Origin of the sequence: Mucilaginibacter aquaedulcis (assembly GCF_030409325.1) — a bacterium.
Lineage (GTDB): Bacteria > Bacteroidota > Bacteroidia > Sphingobacteriales > Sphingobacteriaceae > Mucilaginibacter > Mucilaginibacter aquaedulcis.
On the sequence record NZ_JAUFPR010000002.1, the window covers coordinates 1926548 to 1947323 of the forward strand.

16 protein-coding genes are annotated in these 20776 nt (G+C 40.2%); 8 read left to right on the forward strand and 8 right to left on the reverse strand.

Features of this window, described 5'->3' with window-relative positions:
- Position 1 precedes the first annotated feature (1 nt).
- The 5 genes from QWZ01_RS12370 to QWZ01_RS12390 form a co-directional block, all read right to left on the reverse strand.
- Positions 2-919 carry a carbohydrate kinase family protein gene (locus tag QWZ01_RS12370; RefSeq protein ID WP_290323645.1) on the reverse strand — a complete coding sequence of 306 codons (918 nt, stop codon included), beginning with the start codon at positions 917-919 and terminating at the stop codon, positions 2-4.
- Positions 919-2244 (reverse strand): sugar porter family MFS transporter, encoded by a 1326-nt coding sequence (locus QWZ01_RS12375; protein ID WP_290323646.1) that lies wholly within the window; start codon positions 2242-2244, stop codon positions 919-921. Before QWZ01_RS12375 ends, QWZ01_RS12370 begins: the two co-directional genes overlap by 1 nt.
- Before the next feature lie 399 nt (positions 2245-2643).
- Positions 2644-5421 (reverse strand): substrate-binding domain-containing protein, encoded by a 2778-nt coding sequence (locus tag QWZ01_RS12380; protein ID WP_290323647.1) that lies wholly within the window; start codon positions 5419-5421, stop codon positions 2644-2646.
- Between the two features lie 422 nt (positions 5422-5843).
- A complete protein-coding gene (locus tag QWZ01_RS12385; RefSeq protein ID WP_290323648.1) occupies positions 5844-6254 on the reverse strand; it encodes a DoxX family protein in 411 nt (136 codons plus the stop codon).
- 361 nt (positions 6255-6615) lie between these two features.
- Entirely contained in the window at positions 6616-7599 is a 984-nt protein-coding gene (locus QWZ01_RS12390) for a SphA family protein (RefSeq protein ID WP_290323649.1), read from the reverse strand.
- A gap of 688 nt (positions 7600-8287) precedes the next feature.
- Between QWZ01_RS12390 and QWZ01_RS12395 the strand changes: the two genes are divergently transcribed.
- Both QWZ01_RS12395 and QWZ01_RS12400 read left to right on the forward strand, forming a co-directional pair.
- Positions 8288-8641, forward strand: coding sequence for a DUF7009 family protein (locus QWZ01_RS12395; protein ID WP_290323650.1), 354 nt, complete (start codon positions 8288-8290; stop codon positions 8639-8641).
- Between the two features lie 11 nt (positions 8642-8652).
- The gene (locus QWZ01_RS12400) at positions 8653-10995 is read left to right on the forward strand and encodes an FdhF/YdeP family oxidoreductase (protein ID WP_290323651.1); all 2343 of its coding nucleotides are present in this window, start codon (positions 8653-8655) and stop codon (positions 10993-10995) included.
- 85 nt (positions 10996-11080) lie between these two features.
- Here QWZ01_RS12400 and QWZ01_RS12405 read toward each other — a convergent pair whose 3' ends face one another.
- Positions 11081-12040: a hypothetical protein gene (locus tag QWZ01_RS12405; RefSeq protein ID WP_290323652.1), complete on the reverse strand. Its 960-nt coding sequence runs from the start codon at positions 12038-12040 to the stop codon at positions 11081-11083.
- Positions 12041-12878: 838 nt separating this feature from the next.
- Here QWZ01_RS12405 and QWZ01_RS12410 point away from each other — a divergent pair.
- The 5 genes from QWZ01_RS12410 (at position 12879) to QWZ01_RS12430 (ending at position 18789) form a co-directional block, all read left to right on the forward strand.
- On the forward strand, positions 12879-13826 hold the full coding sequence (locus QWZ01_RS12410; RefSeq protein WP_290323653.1) for a LysR family transcriptional regulator: 948 nt from the start codon (positions 12879-12881) through the stop codon (positions 13824-13826).
- Positions 13823-14851 (forward strand): aldo/keto reductase, encoded by a 1029-nt coding sequence (locus QWZ01_RS12415; protein ID WP_290323654.1) that lies wholly within the window; start codon positions 13823-13825, stop codon positions 14849-14851. The genes QWZ01_RS12410 and QWZ01_RS12415 overlap by 4 nt, the downstream gene beginning before the upstream one ends.
- A 225-nt stretch (positions 14852-15076) precedes the next feature.
- Positions 15077-15652 carry an RNA polymerase sigma-70 factor gene (locus QWZ01_RS12420; protein ID WP_290323655.1) on the forward strand — a complete coding sequence of 192 codons (576 nt, stop codon included), beginning with the start codon at positions 15077-15079 and terminating at the stop codon, positions 15650-15652.
- A gap of 19 nt (positions 15653-15671) precedes the next feature.
- Complete coding sequence (locus QWZ01_RS12425; protein WP_290323656.1) at positions 15672-16637, forward strand: FecR family protein; 966 nt, start codon at positions 15672-15674, stop codon at positions 16635-16637.
- On the forward strand, positions 16615-18789 hold the full coding sequence (locus tag QWZ01_RS12430; RefSeq protein ID WP_290323657.1) for an STN and carboxypeptidase regulatory-like domain-containing protein: 2175 nt from the start codon (positions 16615-16617) through the stop codon (positions 18787-18789). Before QWZ01_RS12425 ends, QWZ01_RS12430 begins: the two co-directional genes overlap by 23 nt.
- A 37-nt stretch (positions 18790-18826) precedes the next feature.
- On the opposite strand, the gene QWZ01_RS12435 is transcribed toward QWZ01_RS12430, so the two are convergent.
- Positions 18827-19129 carry a putative quinol monooxygenase gene (locus tag QWZ01_RS12435; RefSeq protein WP_290323658.1) on the reverse strand — a complete coding sequence of 101 codons (303 nt, stop codon included), beginning with the start codon at positions 19127-19129 and terminating at the stop codon, positions 18827-18829.
- A 108-nt stretch (positions 19130-19237) separates the two neighbouring features.
- A complete protein-coding gene (locus tag QWZ01_RS12440; protein ID WP_290323659.1) occupies positions 19238-19915 on the reverse strand; it encodes a type 1 glutamine amidotransferase domain-containing protein in 678 nt (225 codons plus the stop codon).
- Positions 19916-20456: 541 nt separating this feature from the next.
- On the opposite strand from QWZ01_RS12440, the gene QWZ01_RS12445 reads away from it, so the two are divergent.
- Positions 20457-20747 carry a putative quinol monooxygenase gene (locus QWZ01_RS12445; protein WP_290323660.1) on the forward strand — a complete coding sequence of 97 codons (291 nt, stop codon included), beginning with the start codon at positions 20457-20459 and terminating at the stop codon, positions 20745-20747.
- The last annotated feature ends 29 nt before the right edge of the window (positions 20748-20776 follow it).

The following is a 20776-nucleotide window of genomic DNA, read 5'->3' on the forward strand; positions in this document are numbered from 1 at the left end:
TTTATTGGTGATAATTGATTATTCGTGATTTGAAATTTTCGAAATCTGCCGGGCTGTAATCCGGGCAGCCTCCTTTTAATGTTGCGGTAAATGCGCCCATCGCTACCGCATTATTAATGGCAGTTTGTTCGTCATATTTGTTGTGTTTGCCTAAAATGAAAGCAGCTAAAAAGGCATCTCCACTGCCTACTGTATCGGCTACCGTAATTTTTGAACCTCTTGCGTTGAATGTGCCGCCTTCACTGTAGGCAGTTGCACCGGCACTTCCCTTGGTTACAAGTAATTCGCTTATTTGGAAGGTATCCCTGATAAAATCAACCATGTCCATCTCAATGTGATACCGCCCGCCAAACATGGAACTTATACGTTTAAGCTCTTCCTCATTAAATTTTACAATGTCGGCCTTGCTAAGTAATCCTTCCAGGTCATGCTTATTTACATAAGGCTCACGCAGATTGATATCCAAAACTTTAGTTATTTGATGATCCAATAAAGTTGCCAGCGTTTCCCTTGAGGTTTTATTTCTTGATGATAAACTGCCGTAAACCAGATATCCGGTAGTTTTTATTTGCGCATATATATGGTCATTGCCTGCTATAAAATCCCAGGCCACAGGGTAAAGAATATCATAAGTTGCTTCCTTTTCGCTGTTCAGTGTTACCAATACCTCACTTGTATTATATCTCTGATCAGTTTGAACCAGGTTGCTCCCTATTCCCCATTCGTCAAGCAAACCACAAAGTTTGCGTCCGGCTTCGTCATCACCAACCTTACTGATCAGGCCAGTAGGTAAACCCAGTTTATTTAAATGATACGCTACGTTTAGCGGCGCGCCGCCCGGCTGTGCCCCGCAAGGCAAAACATCCCAAAGGATCTCACCATAGCACAGGGCTTGTATATCAGTTGTTGCCTTCATCATTAGTGCATTATAAAACTTGTTTCAATTTGCTCAAGTGAACGCCCTTTGGTTTCGGGCATAAACTTCCAAACGAAGATGAACTGGCACACCATCATTACACAGAAGAAGGAAAATGTAACGGCACCACCAAGGGTTTCGGCCAGATACGGAAAGCAAAAAGCAATGATGGCTGCCATAACCCAATGGGTAGAACTACCTAATGTTTGTCCTTTGGCTCTTACCTGATTTGGGAAAATTTCAGAAATGAACACCCATATAACTGCTCCCTGTGAGAATGCGAAGAAAGCGATGAAGATCATCATATACACAGGTATAGCAAACCCGTTAAAATGACCCGAATAAAATGTAAATGCCACCAGGAAAAGTGAAGCGATTAAACCCACCGAGCCAACCAGCATCAAAACCCGCCGGCCTACCTTATCAATGACATTGATACCGAGCAGGGTGAAGATGAAATTGATAAGCCCAATACCTACGGTAGATAACAGCGATGAGTGAGCACCAAGGCCAGCCATCTCAAAAATTCGCGGTGCATAATATATGATAGCATTGATACCCGATACCTGGTTAAAAAAGGCAAAAAGCACAGCGAGTACAATAGGTGTTTTATACTGACCAGAAAAAAGATTTGTTGTTGAAGCACTTTCATTCAACTTTGAATTTTGGATAGCTGCCAGTTCTTTATCACAATCAAGCGGATTAATGATCCGCAAGATTTCAAGTGCTTTAGTAAATTCACCTTTTTTCAAAATAAGCCAGCGGGGACTTTCAGGTATAAAATAGATGAGTATGATAAATAAAAGAGAAGGGATAGCCTGAACGCCCAGCATCCATCGCCAGGATTCTTCACCTCCCTGGCTGATCAGGTAATTGGAAAGATATGATATCAGAATACCAAGCACAACGTTGAACTGGAATAGCCCAACCAGCCTTCCGCGCCTATCGGCAGGAGAAACTTCAGAAATGTAAATTGGCGCGGTTATTGATGATATGCCTACTCCTAAACCTCCTAACAACCGGAACATTAAAAACAGGTACCAATTACCGGCAAGCGCGGTGCCTATTGAGGATAATAAGTAGGCAGCTGCTACGAAGTATAAAGTATTCTTCCTGCCAAAAATATCTGATGGGCGTGCGCCCAATAGGGAGCCAATAACTGTCCCGATCAGGGCGATGGAAATAGTGAGCCCGTGCTGCATAACAGATAGATGCCAAAACTGCTGAATAGATTTTTCGGCACCCGAGATAACGGCGGTGTCAAACCCGAACAAAAAGCCGCCAAGGGCTACGACCATGGACCAAGCCAGGACGGAATGTTTCTTCATAAGATAGTAAAGTATAATTGGTTTATTGTCGCAAAGTACCAAGCGACGGATCGGGCAGTCATTGAATTTATACCAAAAAGCACCAAAAATCAATCAAATCACATATAACTGTATTACAGACAATTACAATTATTAATTTTACTGAAATTTGAAAAATGTATGGTTATGTTACCTTTAATCTTTGGATTAGTTACATTAATTAATGGTGTTATTTTAACACTGGTATAGATAAAAGAAAGGTATTAACGGCGTTTTTAGGACGAGCAGGCAACTACGACATGAATTATACAAGCATGTATTATATGCTGCAAATAGCCTTTTTCATCTTTGGGAAAACAGGTATAAAGCTTAGTATTCTTATCATAGAGAGCAGTTCAGAAAGTAAAGTAGGGTTTTACTTTACGAAAAGGAATTACGCTTGAACTCCGTAGGAGTGCACCCATATTTAGCTTTAAATACAGTAGCAAAATAGTTGGGATTTGAAAAACCTACCAGATAGGTAATCTCTGCAATAGAAAGGTCTTCATTTTGCAGCAGGTATTTTGCCTTTTTTAATCTTCTGTTAAGGATATAATCTGTTATACTGCAGCCCAACAAAGCCTTTACCTTTCTATACAGCTGAACACGTGACACACCTATAAGTTTACATATATCATCAACGCTAAATTTGTCATTAGCCAGGTTTTGCTCCACTATTCCGGAAAAATCATTAATGAATTTTTTATCGATGCTTTTTGCTGTTGATGGCCGGCCCGCGGTACTGATATCGCTGGTAAAGTGATCCTTCAATATCCTGCGGCTTCTGATCAGGTTTTTAACATTAGCCAACAAATAATCAAAGTTAAACGGTTTGGTAATGTACAGATCGGCCATAGCGTCAATACCTGAGATCTGTTGTTCTATACTTCCCTGAGCCGTAAGCAGGATAATGGGTATATGCGATGTGCGAATATCTGTTTTGAGCCTTTCAGAAATCGTTTTACCAGATAACCCCGGCAATACCACATCAGATAAAATAATATCAGGAACACATTCATAAGCCTGAATTATTGCATCGTTACCGTTGGTTGCCACATAAACATCAAAATGTTCGTTAAATTTATCAGACAGGTACTGCAGCAGCTCTTGGTTATCCTCAACTATAAGTATCGAAAATTCCATAGGCGGCCGTAGCGGATCGATTTCTGTTAAAGCCGGTTCAAGTTTAAGATCGGCACTGTATATTTCAGATCGTTTGCCAAGGTCTGCCAGATCATCAGTCCGGTTTGTTTTTTCCAGGGGCGAAAGATGATCATCACCAAGAGGTAGAACTACCGTAAATTTGCTTCCCTTCCATTTTTCGCTTTGAACTTCAATGCTGCCGTGGTGTGCCTTGATGATCTCTTTTGAAAGTGCAAGGCCGATACCCGAACCATTCAAAGGCATATGCGTGGCTTGGTAAAACTGGTCAAAAACCTGATTCATTTCTTCGGGATTCATTCCAACTCCTGTATCTTCTACTTCTATAATTACATCATCAGTTCTCTTAATGATATTTATCTTAACCTTTCCCTTGTCGTTATTAAATTTTATAGCATTGCCAATCAAATTAAATAAAACCTTATCCAGCATATTGGCATCAAACCAACATTTGATATCATTTGTATTAGTAGAAACGCTTAAATGTATATGCAGTTTTTGCGCATGCAGCCGGAAGTTTTCAGCTATTTCCCGCACAAATGGAACAAGATTATTTTCCGAAGCTTTGATCAATTGTTTATCATACTCTATTTTTCGGTAATCTATCAATTGATTAACCATCCGCAACAAACGATAGCTGTTTTGATAAATAACCTGCATGTTTTTGCCTCCAACTGCCATGATCTTTTCATTACGCATCAAATCCTGCAGGGGTGAAATAATAAGCGTTAAGGGAGTACGGAATTCATGGGATACATTAGTGAAAAAATTTAGCTTAGCTTCGGTAGCTGCTTCAGCCTTTACCGACATTTCAATCAACTGGTTCCGTTGAGATAATATTTCATCGTTTTTTGCTGCCAGGCTTTTATTGATCTTCCGGTTTTCCATTAACCAATAAAAAGCCAGACCTCCGAAAATGATAGCCAGCACCAGGGTGATCACTATAATATTAAGAACAATTTGCTGGTTTTCATAAATGAGCTGTTGCTCACTGATGAGGCCCTGCTGTTTTTCAATATCCTTTTGCTGGTTTTTAATGCGGCTCCACTGCATTTTCATCAGCTGAACGTTGGATGAATCGATAACAAGTGATTGCAGGATATTTTCTCTGGAAAACTGTTCCTTATTCAATATTCTGAACGCAGTTACAATAGCTTCCTTGCCTCCTGTGGGATAAAGTACACTGGCATCAATGACTTTGCCAGCTATCATCTCTAAGCCCCCGCCATCGCCTGGCAGGGCGTCAACACCCACGAGTTTTACCTGCTTGCTGATATTAAGTTGATTAAAGATATCGCGTACGCCAGATGCCATCACATCATTGTGGGCAAAAACAGCATCTACCTTTAGTAATTGGTCTTTAATACGGAATAATTGCTGTTCTGCGTTTGGCTTTAGCCAGTCGCCATAAACTTTCGCGGTTACGTGAACATTGGGGAATTTACCTATGCCATCATTAAACCCGCGATCTCTCTCTATCGCCGGCGACGAACCAGGCAATCCCATAACCTCCAATACCGATATTTTGCCTTTTAAACTCGAACCGATATACTCCCCTGCCATCCTGCCTAATGCATAGTTATCACCGCCCACATAGGCTGTGTATAATGACGAAGCCGTTTTCCTGTCAATAATGATCACCGGGATGCCTTTGTTGTATGCCTCTTCTACTACTGGGGTAAGGGGTTGTGCCTCATTTGGTGAGATCACTAATAGGTCAATACCTGCGTTGAGCATACCATGCACCTGCGCAATTTGTTTAACACTTCTGTTTTGGGCATCCGCATAAACAAATTTTACTCCCGGATGAAGCGAAAGCTCCATTTTCATTTCGTCCAGCATAGTGCGGCGCCAAAGATCTGAACCCACACATTGTGAAAAACCGATAGTATAGGCAGATTTTACTTTAGCTTTTTGACAGGATATTAAAACGCAGGCAAAAAGCAAAAGCACAAACATGTTTTTGATGACGTCAATATAAACCGACCTTTTATGCATAATTGAAGAAGTGATGGCGAAGCCCTGGCTATAGTTTTATTGGTTGAAGTATTTACTTCTAAGTGTAATAATAGGTAAAAATAACACGTTTACGTAAAATCATGATTAATTGCTGCCAAAAACCTCAACTAAAACAGCTGCTTAGTCGACATCGCAGCTCTATTTGACCCGTATCAGCCATAACAAATACAACCCGCAAAATAATTGAACAAAAAAGCGATCAGGTGAAAGTTTTCTTTCTCTTGATCGCTTTAAGTGCACCAGTAAATATTCAGGGAAATATGCGATTAGTTAATATATTACTAAGAATCAAAAGATCCGGCGCCAGTACTATTCCCCAGATCGAAGTTAATTACAGTGAATTTGTTTAAACAAGTAAAAACCTTAAGTCAGTGTCATGACTTCAGGTTTTTACTTTTAATCTACATACGCTCATCCAAACTGTATTCTCCCGGCCCGATGAATACAAGGCTAATGAAAACTATTCCTAACTCAATTGCATGGCTTGCCGCCTGAAGTCCCTCATGATTAGAAAAATGCGTAAGGGTGGCTACAACCATAGTTGATATCAACAATAATAAGGCAGGCCTAAAAAACAGGCCAATGATGAGAAGAATCCCTCCCACCACTTCCGATACTACGGCCATGAACCCCCAAAAAGTCAGTAGAAAATTTATTCCGATAACTTTCATACTTCCTCCGAGACCCTCCCAGGCTTGCGGCCCCTCAATAAGTTTGGGAAAACCATGTATAATAAACATTATGCCTACCCCAATTCTAAGTATAAGCAAACCAGTGTTGCTATGCTTTTGTAAGTTATCTAATATTGCCATAAGATTATTTTTTATAATCGTTAATTTTTCAATGATTATCCTGCTTAAAAACTTATTTCACATTACTAAACGCAAATATGTGAGTACTATATTACGAACCATTCACATAATATGAAGAACCCGGAACAGGTAAAGGTTTCTTGGTTTGATAGCCATTAACTTGTTTATCTAAGATAAAATGATTGCCTCACTTTTGCTATTTTTTAACCATAAGCTATCTAATAATACTTATTATTCTGATAATAGCTAAACTATTTATGAACCATAAAATATTAAAAGCTGATCTTTTATAATCAACTTTCTACAACTGATTATACCTTGCCACCAGTCTCCAATAAAATTATTCCGGATATCAAACAATTCAAGGTTTCTTACTAAATTTTAAGGGGATAGCAACCCGCAGCGTTTGTCGGGTTCCTATTGGCCTATTCTGTGCCGCAGTTTCAAAAAACATTTTCGCTTCTATGAAAATGCCACCACCAGTAATAGCGCTGAGGCTTGGTCCAAAGCCTAATACCCGCTCTCGGGTATTGGTAATGCCATATTTATCTTGAAAGTAGTTATGGTTTCCATACTGTGAATCTTCACTAAACTGCTTGAGGTAATAACCGACTATACCGAAACGAAGGGATCCTACCGGATTGTATTCAATAGAGTAATTTCCATTGTAATAGGTACCTGGTTTGGTTCCTGAATTCAGTTGGCTAAAGTTGTAATTGAACTGGTTTCGGGATCCGAAACTAAACCGTTGCGACACAAGGTAAGTAAAGGAGTAATAAATACTGAGCGCATAAAGGTGAGCTGATGGGTTGATCACAAAATCAGGATCATAGCTTCCAGAGGGAAGGTTAAGGTCAAATTCCACCCTGTGCCAAAACGTATGGTTAAACAATTTTTTATCAAACCATTGGATACCGGTCCCTAATGTCAGATCCCCTAAAACGTGAGGATTTACAGATGGTGACTCCGATCCTTTAGCTACCGCGGAAAGTTTAACCACAGGTAGCAATGTTGTAAAATGAACATTTCCGTCAAGCACACGAATCTTCGAGAGATATACGAGTTGGTGTAGCGATAACAAGTAATCAATTTTCGCACTGCCATCAATAGGTAATCCTGATGCGTTGCGATTGGATTTTGTGGTGTATATCTGAGTATAATTAATATAGTAAAATCCCGGTGGTGGGGAAACTGCGTCAATCGTATTGGTTAGGCCAAGGTTTGTAGCCGGAAGAACCGGGTCTTGCGCAAATGTTGATTTTATTCCTCCCCAAAAAATAAAGAGAATAAAAATAAGCCTTTTATTTGAGTTGAACAGCATTTTATATTTAACTGCTATTTTCATCACTGCTAATTTTGATATCTGAATTGCATTCCAAAAAAACTAACTGATTGTACCGCTTTTAGCTTGGTTAGATTTAAAATAAACTATGCCTGATAAATTCGCGGTGCGAAAAACGATGTCTATTTCAAATTTGCAAATAACCGCCTATCTGATGCCCAAAAACAGACAAGTAAATGTATAGCATTTACACTTCAGAACAGGTTAAACTTCTATCAGTATCAGAATAACAGTTATTATTTAACGAATAAATAATAATCAGCTAAATAATATTGGTTGGTAACGCATTATGTCTGAAGCCTCAGCTTGTTAACCCTTTTATTCATGGTTTCATAATAAGATTGATAAAGATTGGCTTAAAATTCAGGTTGTTGAAAACCTTTCATAGCAGAGTATCATCTATCAGAATAATTATAACAGTTATTTTAATAATGATTTGAAACGTGCAAATGCAGCGTTAACTTTAAATACAAAAAGGCCGAAAATACTATGGTTTATCGTATACCGATCCTTGCGTAAATTAAAATATCAATAAGGAATTTATTACGCTAAATACCACATAACTGATAGAGGACGATAAGTAATTAAATCAAATGAAAATGAATGACATTACAGTTGTTACCATAAAGCATTTGCTGATTTATAAAACGAACAACTGTATAAATTCATCATATAACCCTATTAACTTATAATGAAAATTAGAATAAAAGGTAATTCACTTAGATACAGGCTAACCATATCTGACATTGCTCAATTGGGAAATAACAATTACCTGGAGGAGCGGACGGAGTTTATTGGTACCCCCCTTATTTACGCGATCATGATCACCGATAATGACCACTTATCATCAGATTTCACTGGAAACAAGATCCAGCTAAACCTGCCAAGAAAGATGATTGAAGAACTGATCGAAACGGAAAAGGTAGGTTTCGCTGACCAAGGCGGCCCTGTGAGCCTGCTGGTAGAAAAAGATTTTACCTGTTTGGACAATGTTGAAGAAGATCAAAGCGATAACTTCCCTAACCCACTGTTATTACGCAAATAAAATTGAGGGGTATGAAAAAGAACAAGACACCATCGGCCGAAAATCCCTATAAGTTATTAAACTTAAAATCTACCGGGGTAAAGAAATGGGCGGCAGGTATTCCTGCGGTGCTGGCCGCATTCAGTGATCTTTTTGAAGAAGGCGTTCCTGTAAGAGGTACCAAGGCCCTTTTCTCTATGAATCAAAAAGGCGGGTTTGATTGCTCGAGCTGTGCATGGCCCGACCCTGATGATGAGCGGTCGCCGGTGGGAGAATATTGTGAAAATGGCGCTAAAGCATTGGCAGAGGAAGCTACAACCAAGAAAGTTACCGCAGCTTTTTTTAAAAAAAATGCGGTATATGACCTCGCCAAACTTACAGATTTTGAAATTGGCCGTTTTGGAAGATTAGCCGAACCGATGTATATGCCTAAAGGAGGTACGCATTATCAGCCAATTACCTGGGATGATGCCTTTAAAAAGATAGCAGAACATTTGAACGCGCTCGATTCAGCTAATGAAGCCGCTTTTTATACTTCGGGAAGAACCAGTAATGAAACCTCTTTCCTTTACCAGCTTTTTGCAAAAGAATTTGGCACCAACAATATGCCAGACTGTTCAAACATGTGCCATGAAACATCTGGTTTTGCGCTAATGCCTACACTGGGTGTTGGAAAAGGCACGGTTAAGCTGGATGATTTTTATGACACAGATGTAATAGTTATTATTGGTCATAATCCCGGAACAAACGCACCGCGGATGATGAGCGCGCTTGAAAAAGGAAAACGTAATGGCGCAAAGATCATCGCTATTAATCCTGTGCCTGAAGCCGGACTTATGGGATTTCACAATCCGCAGCACTTGAATGGTGTGCTTGGCCATGGAACTACACTGGCCGACCTTTATCTCCCGGTTAAAATAAACGGCGACATGGCGCTCTTAAAAGCTATGGAACTTTTGCTGCTTGATTTTGAAAGGAAAAGCCCCGGTGAGGTTTTTGACCTTGATTTTATTACGAAAAAGACAGCCTGCTATGATGACTTCATCAAACAATTGGAAAGTTACCGGCTTGAAGATTTGGAAGAAGCGAGCGGAGTGCAGGCCGCTTCTATTTACCAGGCAGCGCAAATGATGGCTTTTAAAAAGCGCATTATCTTTTGCTGGGGAATGGGGCTTACGCAGCAACCCAATGGCGTAGATATGCTTAAAGAGATTGTTAATTTGTTGCTACTAAAAGGAAGTATTGGGAAACCCGGTGCGGGAGTTTGCCCTGTACGCGGACACAGCAATGTTCAGGGTAACCGTACGATGCTGATTAACGAAAAGCCTACGCAGGAACAGCTGGATCGTTTAAAAGAGGTTTTCGGGTTTGAACCGCCTCGCAATCATGGCTACGATGTTGTGCGTGCCATTAAAGCCATGCATGCCGAAAAAGTTAAGGTGCTGTTTAGCATGGGAGGTAATTTTTTATCGGCCACGCCTGATACAACCTATACTGCCGAGGCGCTCCGAAAACTCCGTTTAAGCATTTGTGTTTCTACCAAGCTGAACCGCAGCCATCTGGTGCATGGGCAGGAAGCGCTAATACTGCCAACCTACTCCAGGAGCGATTTGGACATTGTTAACGGCAAACCCCAGTTTATCAGCACGGAAAACTCCATGGGCATTGTACAATCATCGCAAGGTATCTTAAAGCCAATATCCGACAAATTGGTCAATGAAACGCAGATCGTATGTAGGATGGCCATGGCTACCTTAGGTACACGACCAGTCATAGACTGGCAGCTGTACTCGGACAGTTATGATGCAGTAAGAGATGTGATCGAGAAGTGTATCCCCGGCTTTGAGGATTACAACAGGCGTGTTCGTGAAAAAGGAGGCTTTTATTTACCCAATGCCGCACGCGACGGAAATTTCATCACCGAGAAATACATAGACCGTGCCCCATTCACGCTCACAAAAGTGCCTGACAACAAACTTGCGGAAGATGAATATCTGATGGCTACCACGCGCACGCATGACCAGTTTAATACAACCATTTATGGATTGGAGGATAGGTACCGCGGTATCAAAAATGAGCGGAGAGTGGTATTCATGAATCAAAAAGATATTGACGATGCGGGTTTTGCATCGGGAGATAAGGTAGATTTGTTCAATTATGACGATAACATTGAACGGATAGCGCCGCTTTTTGTTATTGTTCCCTATCCTATACCCGAGCGAAACACGGTTACCTATTTTCCGGAAACAAATGTACTGGTTTCCATTAATAACGTAGTTGGCGAAAGTAATATGCCCGCATCAAAATACGTCAAAATCAAAATCAGGAAACACGATCCCTTAATTCTCCAAAACCAATTAGATCATCAATTGTAAAAGTTAATCTAACAGCGGCTCAGCATCAACTCTCACTTTATATAAAAGCCTGTAATCATAAAATTACAGGCTTTTTATGGCTATATTAAAGCTTAAAATGGTAGCCTATTTTAAGTGCCATAAAATCCTGGATCTGATTACCATTGAAGCCAGCATATTTAAGTGACAAATCAAGCCCGCTGCCGAATGCTAAACCGGCAGATGGCGCCCATGCAAATTGAGCTTTTCCATGAGTATCAAATGCAGCGCCCGCTTCTCCGGCCAGGTAAAATTTATTCCCTGCAAATAAGCGTAACCCTGCCATGGCCGGTATCAAAGTTTGTCCGGCTGTCTGTTTGTTTGTGATAACAGAGCGGTAAGCATCAAAAATATGAAAAACTCCAAGAGAAGCTGTGGCTTCCAGGTTACCTGTTAACGGCCTGTACAAATCAACTTCAGTACCCAATACGGCATCATGGCTATTGGTAGTACCCGAAATCAAACCAATGCCCAGTTGCCAGCTATCTGTTTGGGCTGTTTCCTTACGGGCATAGCGCTTATCCAGATTAATACCATAAGCCAGTCGAAGACTCAGATCATTGGCAATTGTGTTTCTACTAAAGCCTTCATATTTCAAACTCACGTCAAGCCCGTTTTTAAAGGCATATCCAACTGATGGGGAGTATAAAAATGAATTGGTACCATGTGCCAATCCAAGGCCTACACCGGCCTCTCCGCCAACGTAAATATCATCCTGAACGAAAAATTTTAATCCGGCTTTCACAGGAATAACGTCACGGGTGCCTGTGTAAACCCAGTGATCCTGTTGGACTATAGGTCTGTTATTAAAATTACGTATATAACCCGCAGTAAGGGTAGCTGAAAGACGATTGCTAAAGCCTTTTTCCAAACGTATATCAAACCCCGCCACTTCACCACCTGAGTTTATGGTGGTCTTCCCTGTATTAACGCCAAACTCAAGTTTATATCCGGGCTGAATTTGAGCGTGTGAATTAAAGTTGATTAAAAAAAATGTAGTTACCAATAATACGAAATACTTCATCATGTTTTTTGTTATCTTTTTATGTTTCAATTAGACAACCATGACTACGTTCCCCCTTACAAGCTTAAATTATAAATTAACACTTTATCCGAACCACACACAGTAAATAAGTCAGTTACGAAATTATAAACCAAATGAACATCAACACTTTAAATGTTATTTATTAGAAAACATTTTTATTCAAAAAAAGGGGGAGGCCGTGTCCGTAATACCCACGGCTCTGCTGAATTATTGAATATTAAACCTACACTCCTTGAATTTAAGCTAGTAAGGCTTGCGCTAAAGTGATACGATTTTCACAACCAAAGAGACAACTAAAATAATATCTATTCATTACATCTATGGTGCATGCAAACAAACTGTTAACTCCGATATATTCGGAGTTAACAGTTTGTTTGCTCCGATGATTTCGGAGTAGTCCTCATAAAAAACGGCAAACTTCTGCGAACACCTCTTTTAATTAACTGTAATTAAGTTATTTCCCGAATAAATACTCTTCCTTTTAATTTCTTTATCCAAATGGCATGCAATTTTCTATAAGTATAGTTGTGGAGACTTACAGACAAACCAGGGACTTCAATTTTCAATGATTTTACGGGAAGAATACCCAAAAGATGTAGTTGTTTTGGTTAACTGATTGAGTTCATGATCACACATTATCATCTATTTGTATTCAGCTAACAAAAGTAATTAAGAGGTATATGGTTTTGATCTACCCGGCAGCGGGTAGTCTCAAGGTAAGCAGTAATCAGGCTTTTGCCTTCAATATAACAATATATAAAAATCCCGGTTTGGCCGGAACTACGAGAGAAATAAATAGTGATACCCTAAATCAACAGCAATGATAAATTTAGAATGGTTCAGGACTTTTAAAGCCACTTATGAAGCACGCTCATTGTCTGCAGCGGCGCAAACCCTTTGTATTTCTCAGCCGGGTGCCAGCCTGCATATAAACTCCCTGGAATCCTATACCGGTTGCCGGCTTTTTGACCGCGATACCCGGAGAATGATAGCAACTGATAAAGGAACGGTGCTTTATAATTTTATAATCGAGCACATGAATAAACTTGAGGAGGCTGAAAACATTTTTCATCACAAATCAAAGTTTGAAAAGCCCACGGTTAGCGTTGGAATGTCTATAGAGATATTTCAATTCATGCTTGAAGCGCACGTTTCAGAATTACCGTTTAACCTGATAACACGGTTTGGTGACTATCCGCAAATGTTACAGGAATTGAATAACGGCACATTAGATCTTATACTGACACCACAAAAAGGCACACAGCATAACCTGGAATATACTCCTTTTACCAAAGAACGGATCATTCTGATCTGTGGCAGTAAAACGGATACTTCCCAATTGGAGACTTTGATACAGAAAAATGACCGGCCTGCTATCAAAGAATGGCTAACAGCACAAATCTGGTACTCAACGGCTACTGATATGGAACATCTGAAAAGGTTTTGGTTCGCGAGTTTTGATGCCGAACCCCGGCTATGTCCAAACTATGTGGTACCCTTTTATGGTTCCATACTGCGTTGTTTGTCAAACAATACGGGTTTTGCCGTAATTCCTGAATACTTATGCAGACAGGAAATTGCTGACAATGTGATAAAACTGGCTTGGGAAGGCAGCCCTCCTGTAGAAAACATCCTTCATTTTGGCAAACGAAAAGTTAGCGCTCACCCGAAAGAAATTAAACAGTTAGAAGCTATTTTATCCAAAAGCTGGCCGGCTTTGGAAACTATGGAAACAGATTTTGATTCTCATCTAAATCATAAAACATGAAACCATGCTTTCAAAGAGATCAGGCAAGGTATCGCCCGCTTACCCGTTTGGGGCTTGGCGGTGTTGCAATAGGTAATGGTTTTCAGGTAAACGATGATCTTGCTTCATATCAAACAATGGAAGCTGCCTGGAATGCTGGAATCCGTTATTTTGATACCTCCCCATCATATGGCATGGGAATTAGCGAGCACCGCATGGGGCTATTTCTTAGCAACAAACCCAAGCAAGAATATACTTTATCTTCCAAAGTCGGACGTATTTTACATCCTCAAGAAAATTTTAATAGCAGAAAAAGCATCTGGAAAGGCAATCATAATTTTGGTTATCGCTATGATTACACAGCATCCGGAACAAGACGCAGCATTGAAGACAGCCTGCAGCGAATGGGAATCTCGTCAGTCGATATTGTATTTATCCATGATATTTCCCCGGAAAATGCAGACATGAAAGAAAACTGGACGGAATATTTTAATACTGCTCAACACGGGGCCATGCCTGAACTAAGTAAGATGCGCGAAGAGGGCATTATCAAAGCATGGGGCATAGGAGTTAACAGCATAAAACCAATTTTAAAAACATTGGAAGTAGCTGATCCCGACATTTTGCTTTCAGCAACTCAATATTCTTTGATCCACCATGACGAAGAATTGAATTTGGTTTTTCCAAGGTGCGAAGAAAGAGGAATATCTGTTGTTGTTGGAGCTCCGCTTAACGCCGGGTTTCTGGCAGGAAAGGAGCGTTTTGATTATGGTACCGTTTATCCTGAAGGTGTGTTTAAAAAACTATCAGGTATCCAAAATATTGCCGAAAGGCATGAAGTAAGCTTATTATCTGCAGCTTTGCAGTTTTGTGCCGCTCCCGAAGTGGTATCTGCAGTTATACCCGGTGCCCACTTGCCTGAACAGGTCAGTGAAATTGTTAACTCGATAAACAATTATACTATTCCGGATTCCTTTTGGGAGGAATTGAAAATGGAAGGATTGATTGCTGAAAATGCTCCCGCACCTGTATCCATGTTAGGTTGATTACACATACACCGGGATAACAATAGTAAGAAAGTCTTTTAAATAGTCTGCTGATAATAATCCGCATAACTATTATACGATGAGGCTGAAAGCTGATTTTGCTTTTCGCTACCATATAAATTCCTTTTCCTTTATCCTGGGTTTACATTATTAAAAAAATTGGCTTTGTCAGGGTCTAAGCCGGCAGAGTTGTCTTAGTATCAGAAATTCAATAAAAATAGAACATTGTCAACAAATCCAAAAAACAGACTGGAATTTTCAAAACTGAAAAATGGGGGGCATGATTTCGACGAAATATATCTGACCTATTTCGACGCTTTATACCGCTACGCTTATACATTGGTACGTGATGAAATTATTGCAGAAGAAATGGTGCATCATATGTTTTGGAAGGTTTTAGAAAAACCAACAGGCTTACAGGTACATACGTCATTAAAAGCCTATTTATACAGATCTGTTCATCACGAATGCCTTAATTACCTAAAACATCAAAAAGTGAAACAAGCTTACGAATCAAGTTACCAGGGAGATGATACCCAGGAAGAAAACGTTGCTCATCAATTGCAATACCGTGAATTGGTAGAAAATTTAAACCACGCCATCAACGGATTACCCGAACAGTGCCGTACGATATTTCAGCTAAGCCGTTTCGAGAATTTGAAATATGCTGAAATCGCAACCCAATTAGGATTATCCATTAAAACGGTTGAAACGCAAATGAGCAGGGCACTTAAAAAACTACGGACTAAACTGGCCGACTACCTGCCACTCATTACCTGGTTTGTAATCAATATCCTATAACTCCAATCAAATTATTACTATGAACATCAATGATGATATATTAATCAGTTATTTGCTTGGGGAGGCAACCGCCCGGCAAGTTGCAGAAATGGAAGACTGGCAAAAAATGAGTGATGAAAATGCACATCGCTTAAAACAATTCCAGATCATTTGGCAGGCCAGTGAAAATCTGAATTTGCAAACACCCATGGATGCCAGCGAATCATTGAAACGGTTTAAGCAAAAAACTCTCGATAGAGAAACAGAACAGCCTAAAATCATCCCCATTCGGCTACCGGGTGTGTGGTTAAAAATTGCGGCAATGTTATTGATTACCATCGGCGTTTCGTGGTTCTTTCTGCAATACAAAAATCATGGGCAGTTGTCACTTTCAACTGCCAAACTGGAAGTCAAGACAGATACTTTATCTGATGGCTCTGTAGTTACATTAAATCAAAATACCGCTTTCAAATATCCAAGAGGCTTTAATGAGGATAAGCGGGAAGTATGGCTCGACCGGGGAGAAGCTTTCTTCAGCGTCATCCACCGTACAAGCCAGCCATTTATTGTTAACGCGGGAAAAATCCGCATTCAGGTTTTAGGCACCTCGTTCAATGTCAAGAACAAATCAGGAAGTGTGGAAGTCATTGTGGAAACCGGATTGGTAGCGGTTACAGACGGGCATCAAAAGCTATTCCTTCGCCCTAACGAAAAGCTCAGTATTTTACCAGAAAACAAGAAGTTCGTTTTGTCTCAAAGTACCAATAAGTTTTATAATTATTATCGTACACGTGAGTTTGTAGCAGATGGTACTCCCCTGCCCCAATTAGTGAATGCGCTCAATGAGGCATATGATTGTCACATAGTTATTGAAAACACAAAATTAGATAGTCTTAAGCTAAATACTACGTTCAGGAACGAATCACTGGAAGATATTCTGGATGTCATCGGCCGAACCTTTAAAATCAAAGTAATTAAAACAAATGAGGCCATTCTACTTAAATAAACTTCCGGTACAGATAAATATTTACTGTTTATACAAACATGCCGTACCCAAATATTTGCTTTTAATCTGGGTGTTTATTTATTGCTCAACTTCTCAATTATTTGGACAAACAATACTTGAGAAGCAAATTACCCTGCATGAAGAAAACATGCGCCTGGCCGATCTTCTGGATGAGATAGGCAGGCAAGGCCAATTCTTCTTTTCTTATGACAGCCAATTGATACCCAAAGACAGTACAGTCACTATTCAAGTTACCGAAAAGAAAATTGCGCAGGTTCTCACCCAGATTTTTTCAAATCGATTTGCTTACGAAGAGCGTAAAAATTATTTAATTATAACACCCAAACTCCGCAGCCTTACGTTATCCAATACAGATTTTACTGACGAAAGTGATAACTATTCGATCAGTGGATTAGTAACAGACGAACGGACGGGCGAGCGCCTCATGAACGCCAGTGTTTATGAGAAGCAACAGCTGGCATCTACTTTGACAGATGATCATGGCTATTTTCGCTTAAAGCTCAAGAAAAACAATGATAATCCGGTTAGGATAACGGTAAGCAAATTGAGATACCGAGATACCATGGTAACATTTCTGCAGGCTGTATCGGTCACGTACCGTAACGACAGCCAGACTTATGAAAATTCCCGCACTAAAAATAACCGGGTAGAACGGACGGCACTGGGCAGTTGGCTGATCTCGGCCCGGCAAAAGATACAAAGTTTGAACATTCCTGATTTTTTTGCCAAACGCCCTTTCCAGGTATCGCTTACGCCCGGCCTAAGCACGCATGGCATGTTTAGTCCCCAGGTGGTGAATAACTTTTCCCTCAATCTGGCAGGCGGTTACACTGCCGGTGTTAAAGGATTTGAAATTGGCGGGCTTTTCAATATTAACAAAGAAAATTCAGAATATCTGCAGATGGCAGGCATCTTTAACCTGGTTGGCGGCAATATGACGGGATTACAAATTGCAGGAGTGGATAATGTTACATTGGATACATTAAGAGGTGCGCAGCTTTCATTATTTATCAACCGCGCTGAGGCGGAGGCTAATGGATTACAATTAGGTTTGCTGCATAATTCAACCAAACACCTGAAAGGTGTGCAGCTTGGCCTGGTAAACGTTACTGATACCTCTCAGGGAATTAGCATAGGATTGATCAATATTGTACATAACGGATTTTATCAGATAGCCTATTCTGCTAATAACATGGCCAGCACAAACATCACTTTTAAAAGCGGAACGCATGATTTTTATACAACACTGCTGGTTAGCGCCAACACTTTTGCCAGCCAAAAGCTTTTTGCCGCGGGTTTGGGAGCAGGCCATGATTTTAAACTGAGACGTAGCCTTTACATATCCGCAGAAGGTAATTTCCGCATACCAATTTCACAAACGTGGGACGAGCGGTGGATGCAGGCTAAACTGATGCTCAACGCCCGGATCAGCAAACATTTTAGCATTATGGCAGGGCCATCTTTAAATCGATATTCCTACATCTGGTCAAATCCTTCGGCTTACAGGCAAAATAACAATGCGAACGATTATTACACACAAACACACGGCTTGCTAAAAACATCGATCGGATGGGAAGCAGGAATTGCCTATAATTCAGTATTTCAAAAGGCACCTAAATCTGGCGACCGCTCTGACGCGTGGTCAATTGGTATTGCAGCAACAGCAGGTTTAACAGATCTTTCTTCCTATGGACAATTTGTACCTGGCTTAGAGTTGGCTGTATATCGTGATCTGGGATCCGGTCTCAGCGGCTATATTTCCACTGGTTATAATAAATTTCCATCTGCCGCTAGTCATAAGTTTGATTCCGAAGAAGAGAATTATTACCGCACTCAGTACAGTTATGTGCCACTTAAAGGCGGGGTGCGTTATATGTTATCGCGCATATTCTATATTGATGGCGCTTTAGGGGTGGCATTTCGCGGTGATAGTCATTATTCGTTTTCAAAGCCCTCGTCATCAGACAATATTAACAGGAATATTCCAGCTGCAAGCTCATTAATGTACGGTTTGTCTGCAGGCTTTACATTCCGAAACGGATTGGAAACCGGAATAAAAAAAGATGTATACAGAATAAGCGGTGCCGATCAACAGTATGCTTTGAGGTTAGGTTACAGGTTCAAATTATGATATCCAGGAGCCTGTACTTTTTATGTAAAACTTCAGTTTACAACGTAAGCGGGGTAGTAACATTAATTTCACGCGCATCAAGTAAGGGAACTATTTTACCGATTACCAACGTCTGGAAATGTGAAGAATTACGATGCTGAGCAGCGGCTGCCTCATCCTTATATCCTTCAAATAATAGTAAGATATTGGGGTCTGTGTTATCCTGTTGTACCTTATAGAATAAATTACCTTCTTCTTCAATACTCGCTTTAGCAACCTGCGATAACAATGCCAGTACAGTTTCTAATTCGCCGGCTTTAACCGTCCATTTAGCGATAACATGAATTCGTGATTTTTCCATTTTGTTTAGTATTTGATGCCCCCTATTGAGATAAGCCTTTACAAACCGGGAGGTATGAAAAAATGGCTGCAGCTTTTACAAAAAGCAGTACAGCCATTAGGATAGTTATTAATTAGATTTTCCGAGAATGGCAACAATCTTTTCACCGGCGCCTTTACCAGAAGCAGGGTTTTGGCCGGTTACCAGATTGCCATCGGTAATGCTGAAAGGTTGCCACGGTGCCACTGTATGATAAATAGCGCCTTGGGCGGTTAACTCGGTTTGCAGATCAAAGGGTACATCGGCCCGGGCATAACCATCTTCTTCTTCTGTTGTGAAAGAGGAAATATTTTTACCGTTCACCAGGTAACTGCCATCGCTGAGTTTAACATTTAAGAATGAAACCGGGCCATGGCAAACGGCTCCAACAACTGCACCGCGCTCGTAGGTTTCTTTAACCACTTTTTTGATCAGCGCGTCGTCTGCCATATCAACTAAGGGTGCAAGCCCTCCCGGAATGAAGATTCCATCATATTTACTAACATCAACGGTAGAAAGTTTAACGGCTTTTCGCATCGCCACCCAGCCTTCACCGGTTAAAAAAGCAAGATTGTCAGGGTCTGCTGCAGATTCAAGATTATCAAGATATGGGCTTTCTCCTGTTAAAGTGGCAAAATCAACCTGGTAATTTGCTCTTGTAAATTCGGCATAAGGATGTGCCACTTCCGGTAAAAAGTTTCCGGTTCGTCTTTTGTATGGACCAATAGTATTGGTATTAGATGCAATGATTAAAACTTTCTTTTTCATGATTGTTTTGACTAAATGGTAAATATTGCGCTGTTTTATTACTGTTAGGTCGTCTTTTTCTTGTCAATCTTCTCGGTGATTAGCTTCCTCTGTTTAATCTGCCATATTCGCAGTATTGGATCTTTCCTTACTGTTTTTAAATGCGACTTTGTATAAGTCAAATTTCGCATCAGGAACCACGTGTTGTATATCAGTGGAATTATATGTGTTATCAAATGGCTGATAGGTTCTGCACCCAAAGATTTTTTTGATGGAAGAGCCTGAGAATATGACTTTATCGATTAATAAAATACACATTCATTTAGAGTTGGTATGCTTTACTAACAGCGATTAAAAGTGTGTAGATAAGCTTTTTGAGGTTATAGCTATCAATTAAATTATGACATTTATTATCTTAATAATAAATAACCGGAGCAATTTTGATTAATATTTGTATACGCCTAAGTAATTGAATATAAAACACTTTACATCACTTATAATATTACAAAATACAAAGCAAAAACTATTAAAGCTTGTAAATGATTTCTGATCCGATTAGCGTATGACTATCTATAGTTACGGTTTGCTGAAAACAAAAAAAGGTCATTCGCTGGATCTCAGATCCTTTCTGATCGACCTGATCACCCAGTCACGTGTTGAGCTTGGCTGCACAAGGTTTGACCTTCATCAATCAATTGAAGATGAGGAACTGTTTGTTTTGGTAGAGGAATGGGAAGATGAATACTGGCTGCAAAGACATCGTAAGCAAGCTTACATGAAAAATTTCCTGACCCACTCACGGCCATTATTGACAGAAAAGGCAATTTTTTGGCTAACAGAGCGATTAAACTGATCTCATATACCGTGGATCACAAAGCTGAA

Bases quoted from the DNA above. Each gene is read 5' to 3' on its own strand.
- QWZ01_RS12370 (WP_290323645.1), bottom strand. From the start codon at position 919: ATGATGAAGGCAACAACTGATATACAAGCCCTGTGCTATGGTGAGATC.
- QWZ01_RS12375 (WP_290323646.1), bottom strand. From the start codon at position 2,244: ATGAAGAAACATTCCGTCCTGGCTTGGTCCATGGTCGTAGCCCTTGGC.
- QWZ01_RS12380 (WP_290323647.1), bottom strand. From the start codon at position 5,421: ATGCATAAAAGGTCGGTTTATATTGACGTCATCAAAAACATGTTTGTG.
- QWZ01_RS12385 (WP_290323648.1), bottom strand. From the start codon at position 6,254: ATGGCAATATTAGATAACTTACAAAAGCATAGCAACACTGGTTTGCTT.
- QWZ01_RS12390 (WP_290323649.1), bottom strand. From the start codon at position 7,599: ATGAAAATAGCAGTTAAATATAAAATGCTGTTCAACTCAAATAAAAGG.
- QWZ01_RS12395 (WP_290323650.1), top strand. From the start codon at position 8,288: ATGAAAATTAGAATAAAAGGTAATTCACTTAGATACAGGCTAACCATA.
- QWZ01_RS12400 (WP_290323651.1), top strand. From the start codon at position 8,653: ATGAAAAAGAACAAGACACCATCGGCCGAAAATCCCTATAAGTTATTA.
- QWZ01_RS12405 (WP_290323652.1), bottom strand. From the start codon at position 12,040: ATGATGAAGTATTTCGTATTATTGGTAACTACATTTTTTTTAATCAAC.
- QWZ01_RS12410 (WP_290323653.1), top strand. From the start codon at position 12,879: ATGATAAATTTAGAATGGTTCAGGACTTTTAAAGCCACTTATGAAGCA.
- QWZ01_RS12415 (WP_290323654.1), top strand. From the start codon at position 13,823: ATGAAACCATGCTTTCAAAGAGATCAGGCAAGGTATCGCCCGCTTACC.
- QWZ01_RS12425 (WP_290323656.1), top strand. From the start codon at position 15,672: ATGAACATCAATGATGATATATTAATCAGTTATTTGCTTGGGGAGGCA.
- QWZ01_RS12430 (WP_290323657.1), top strand. From the start codon at position 16,615: ATGAGGCCATTCTACTTAAATAAACTTCCGGTACAGATAAATATTTAC.
- QWZ01_RS12435 (WP_290323658.1), bottom strand. From the start codon at position 19,129: ATGGAAAAATCACGAATTCATGTTATCGCTAAATGGACGGTTAAAGCC.
- QWZ01_RS12440 (WP_290323659.1), bottom strand. From the start codon at position 19,915: ATGAAAAAGAAAGTTTTAATCATTGCATCTAATACCAATACTATTGGT.
- QWZ01_RS12445 (WP_290323660.1), top strand. From the start codon at position 20,457: ATGACTATCTATAGTTACGGTTTGCTGAAAACAAAAAAAGGTCATTCG.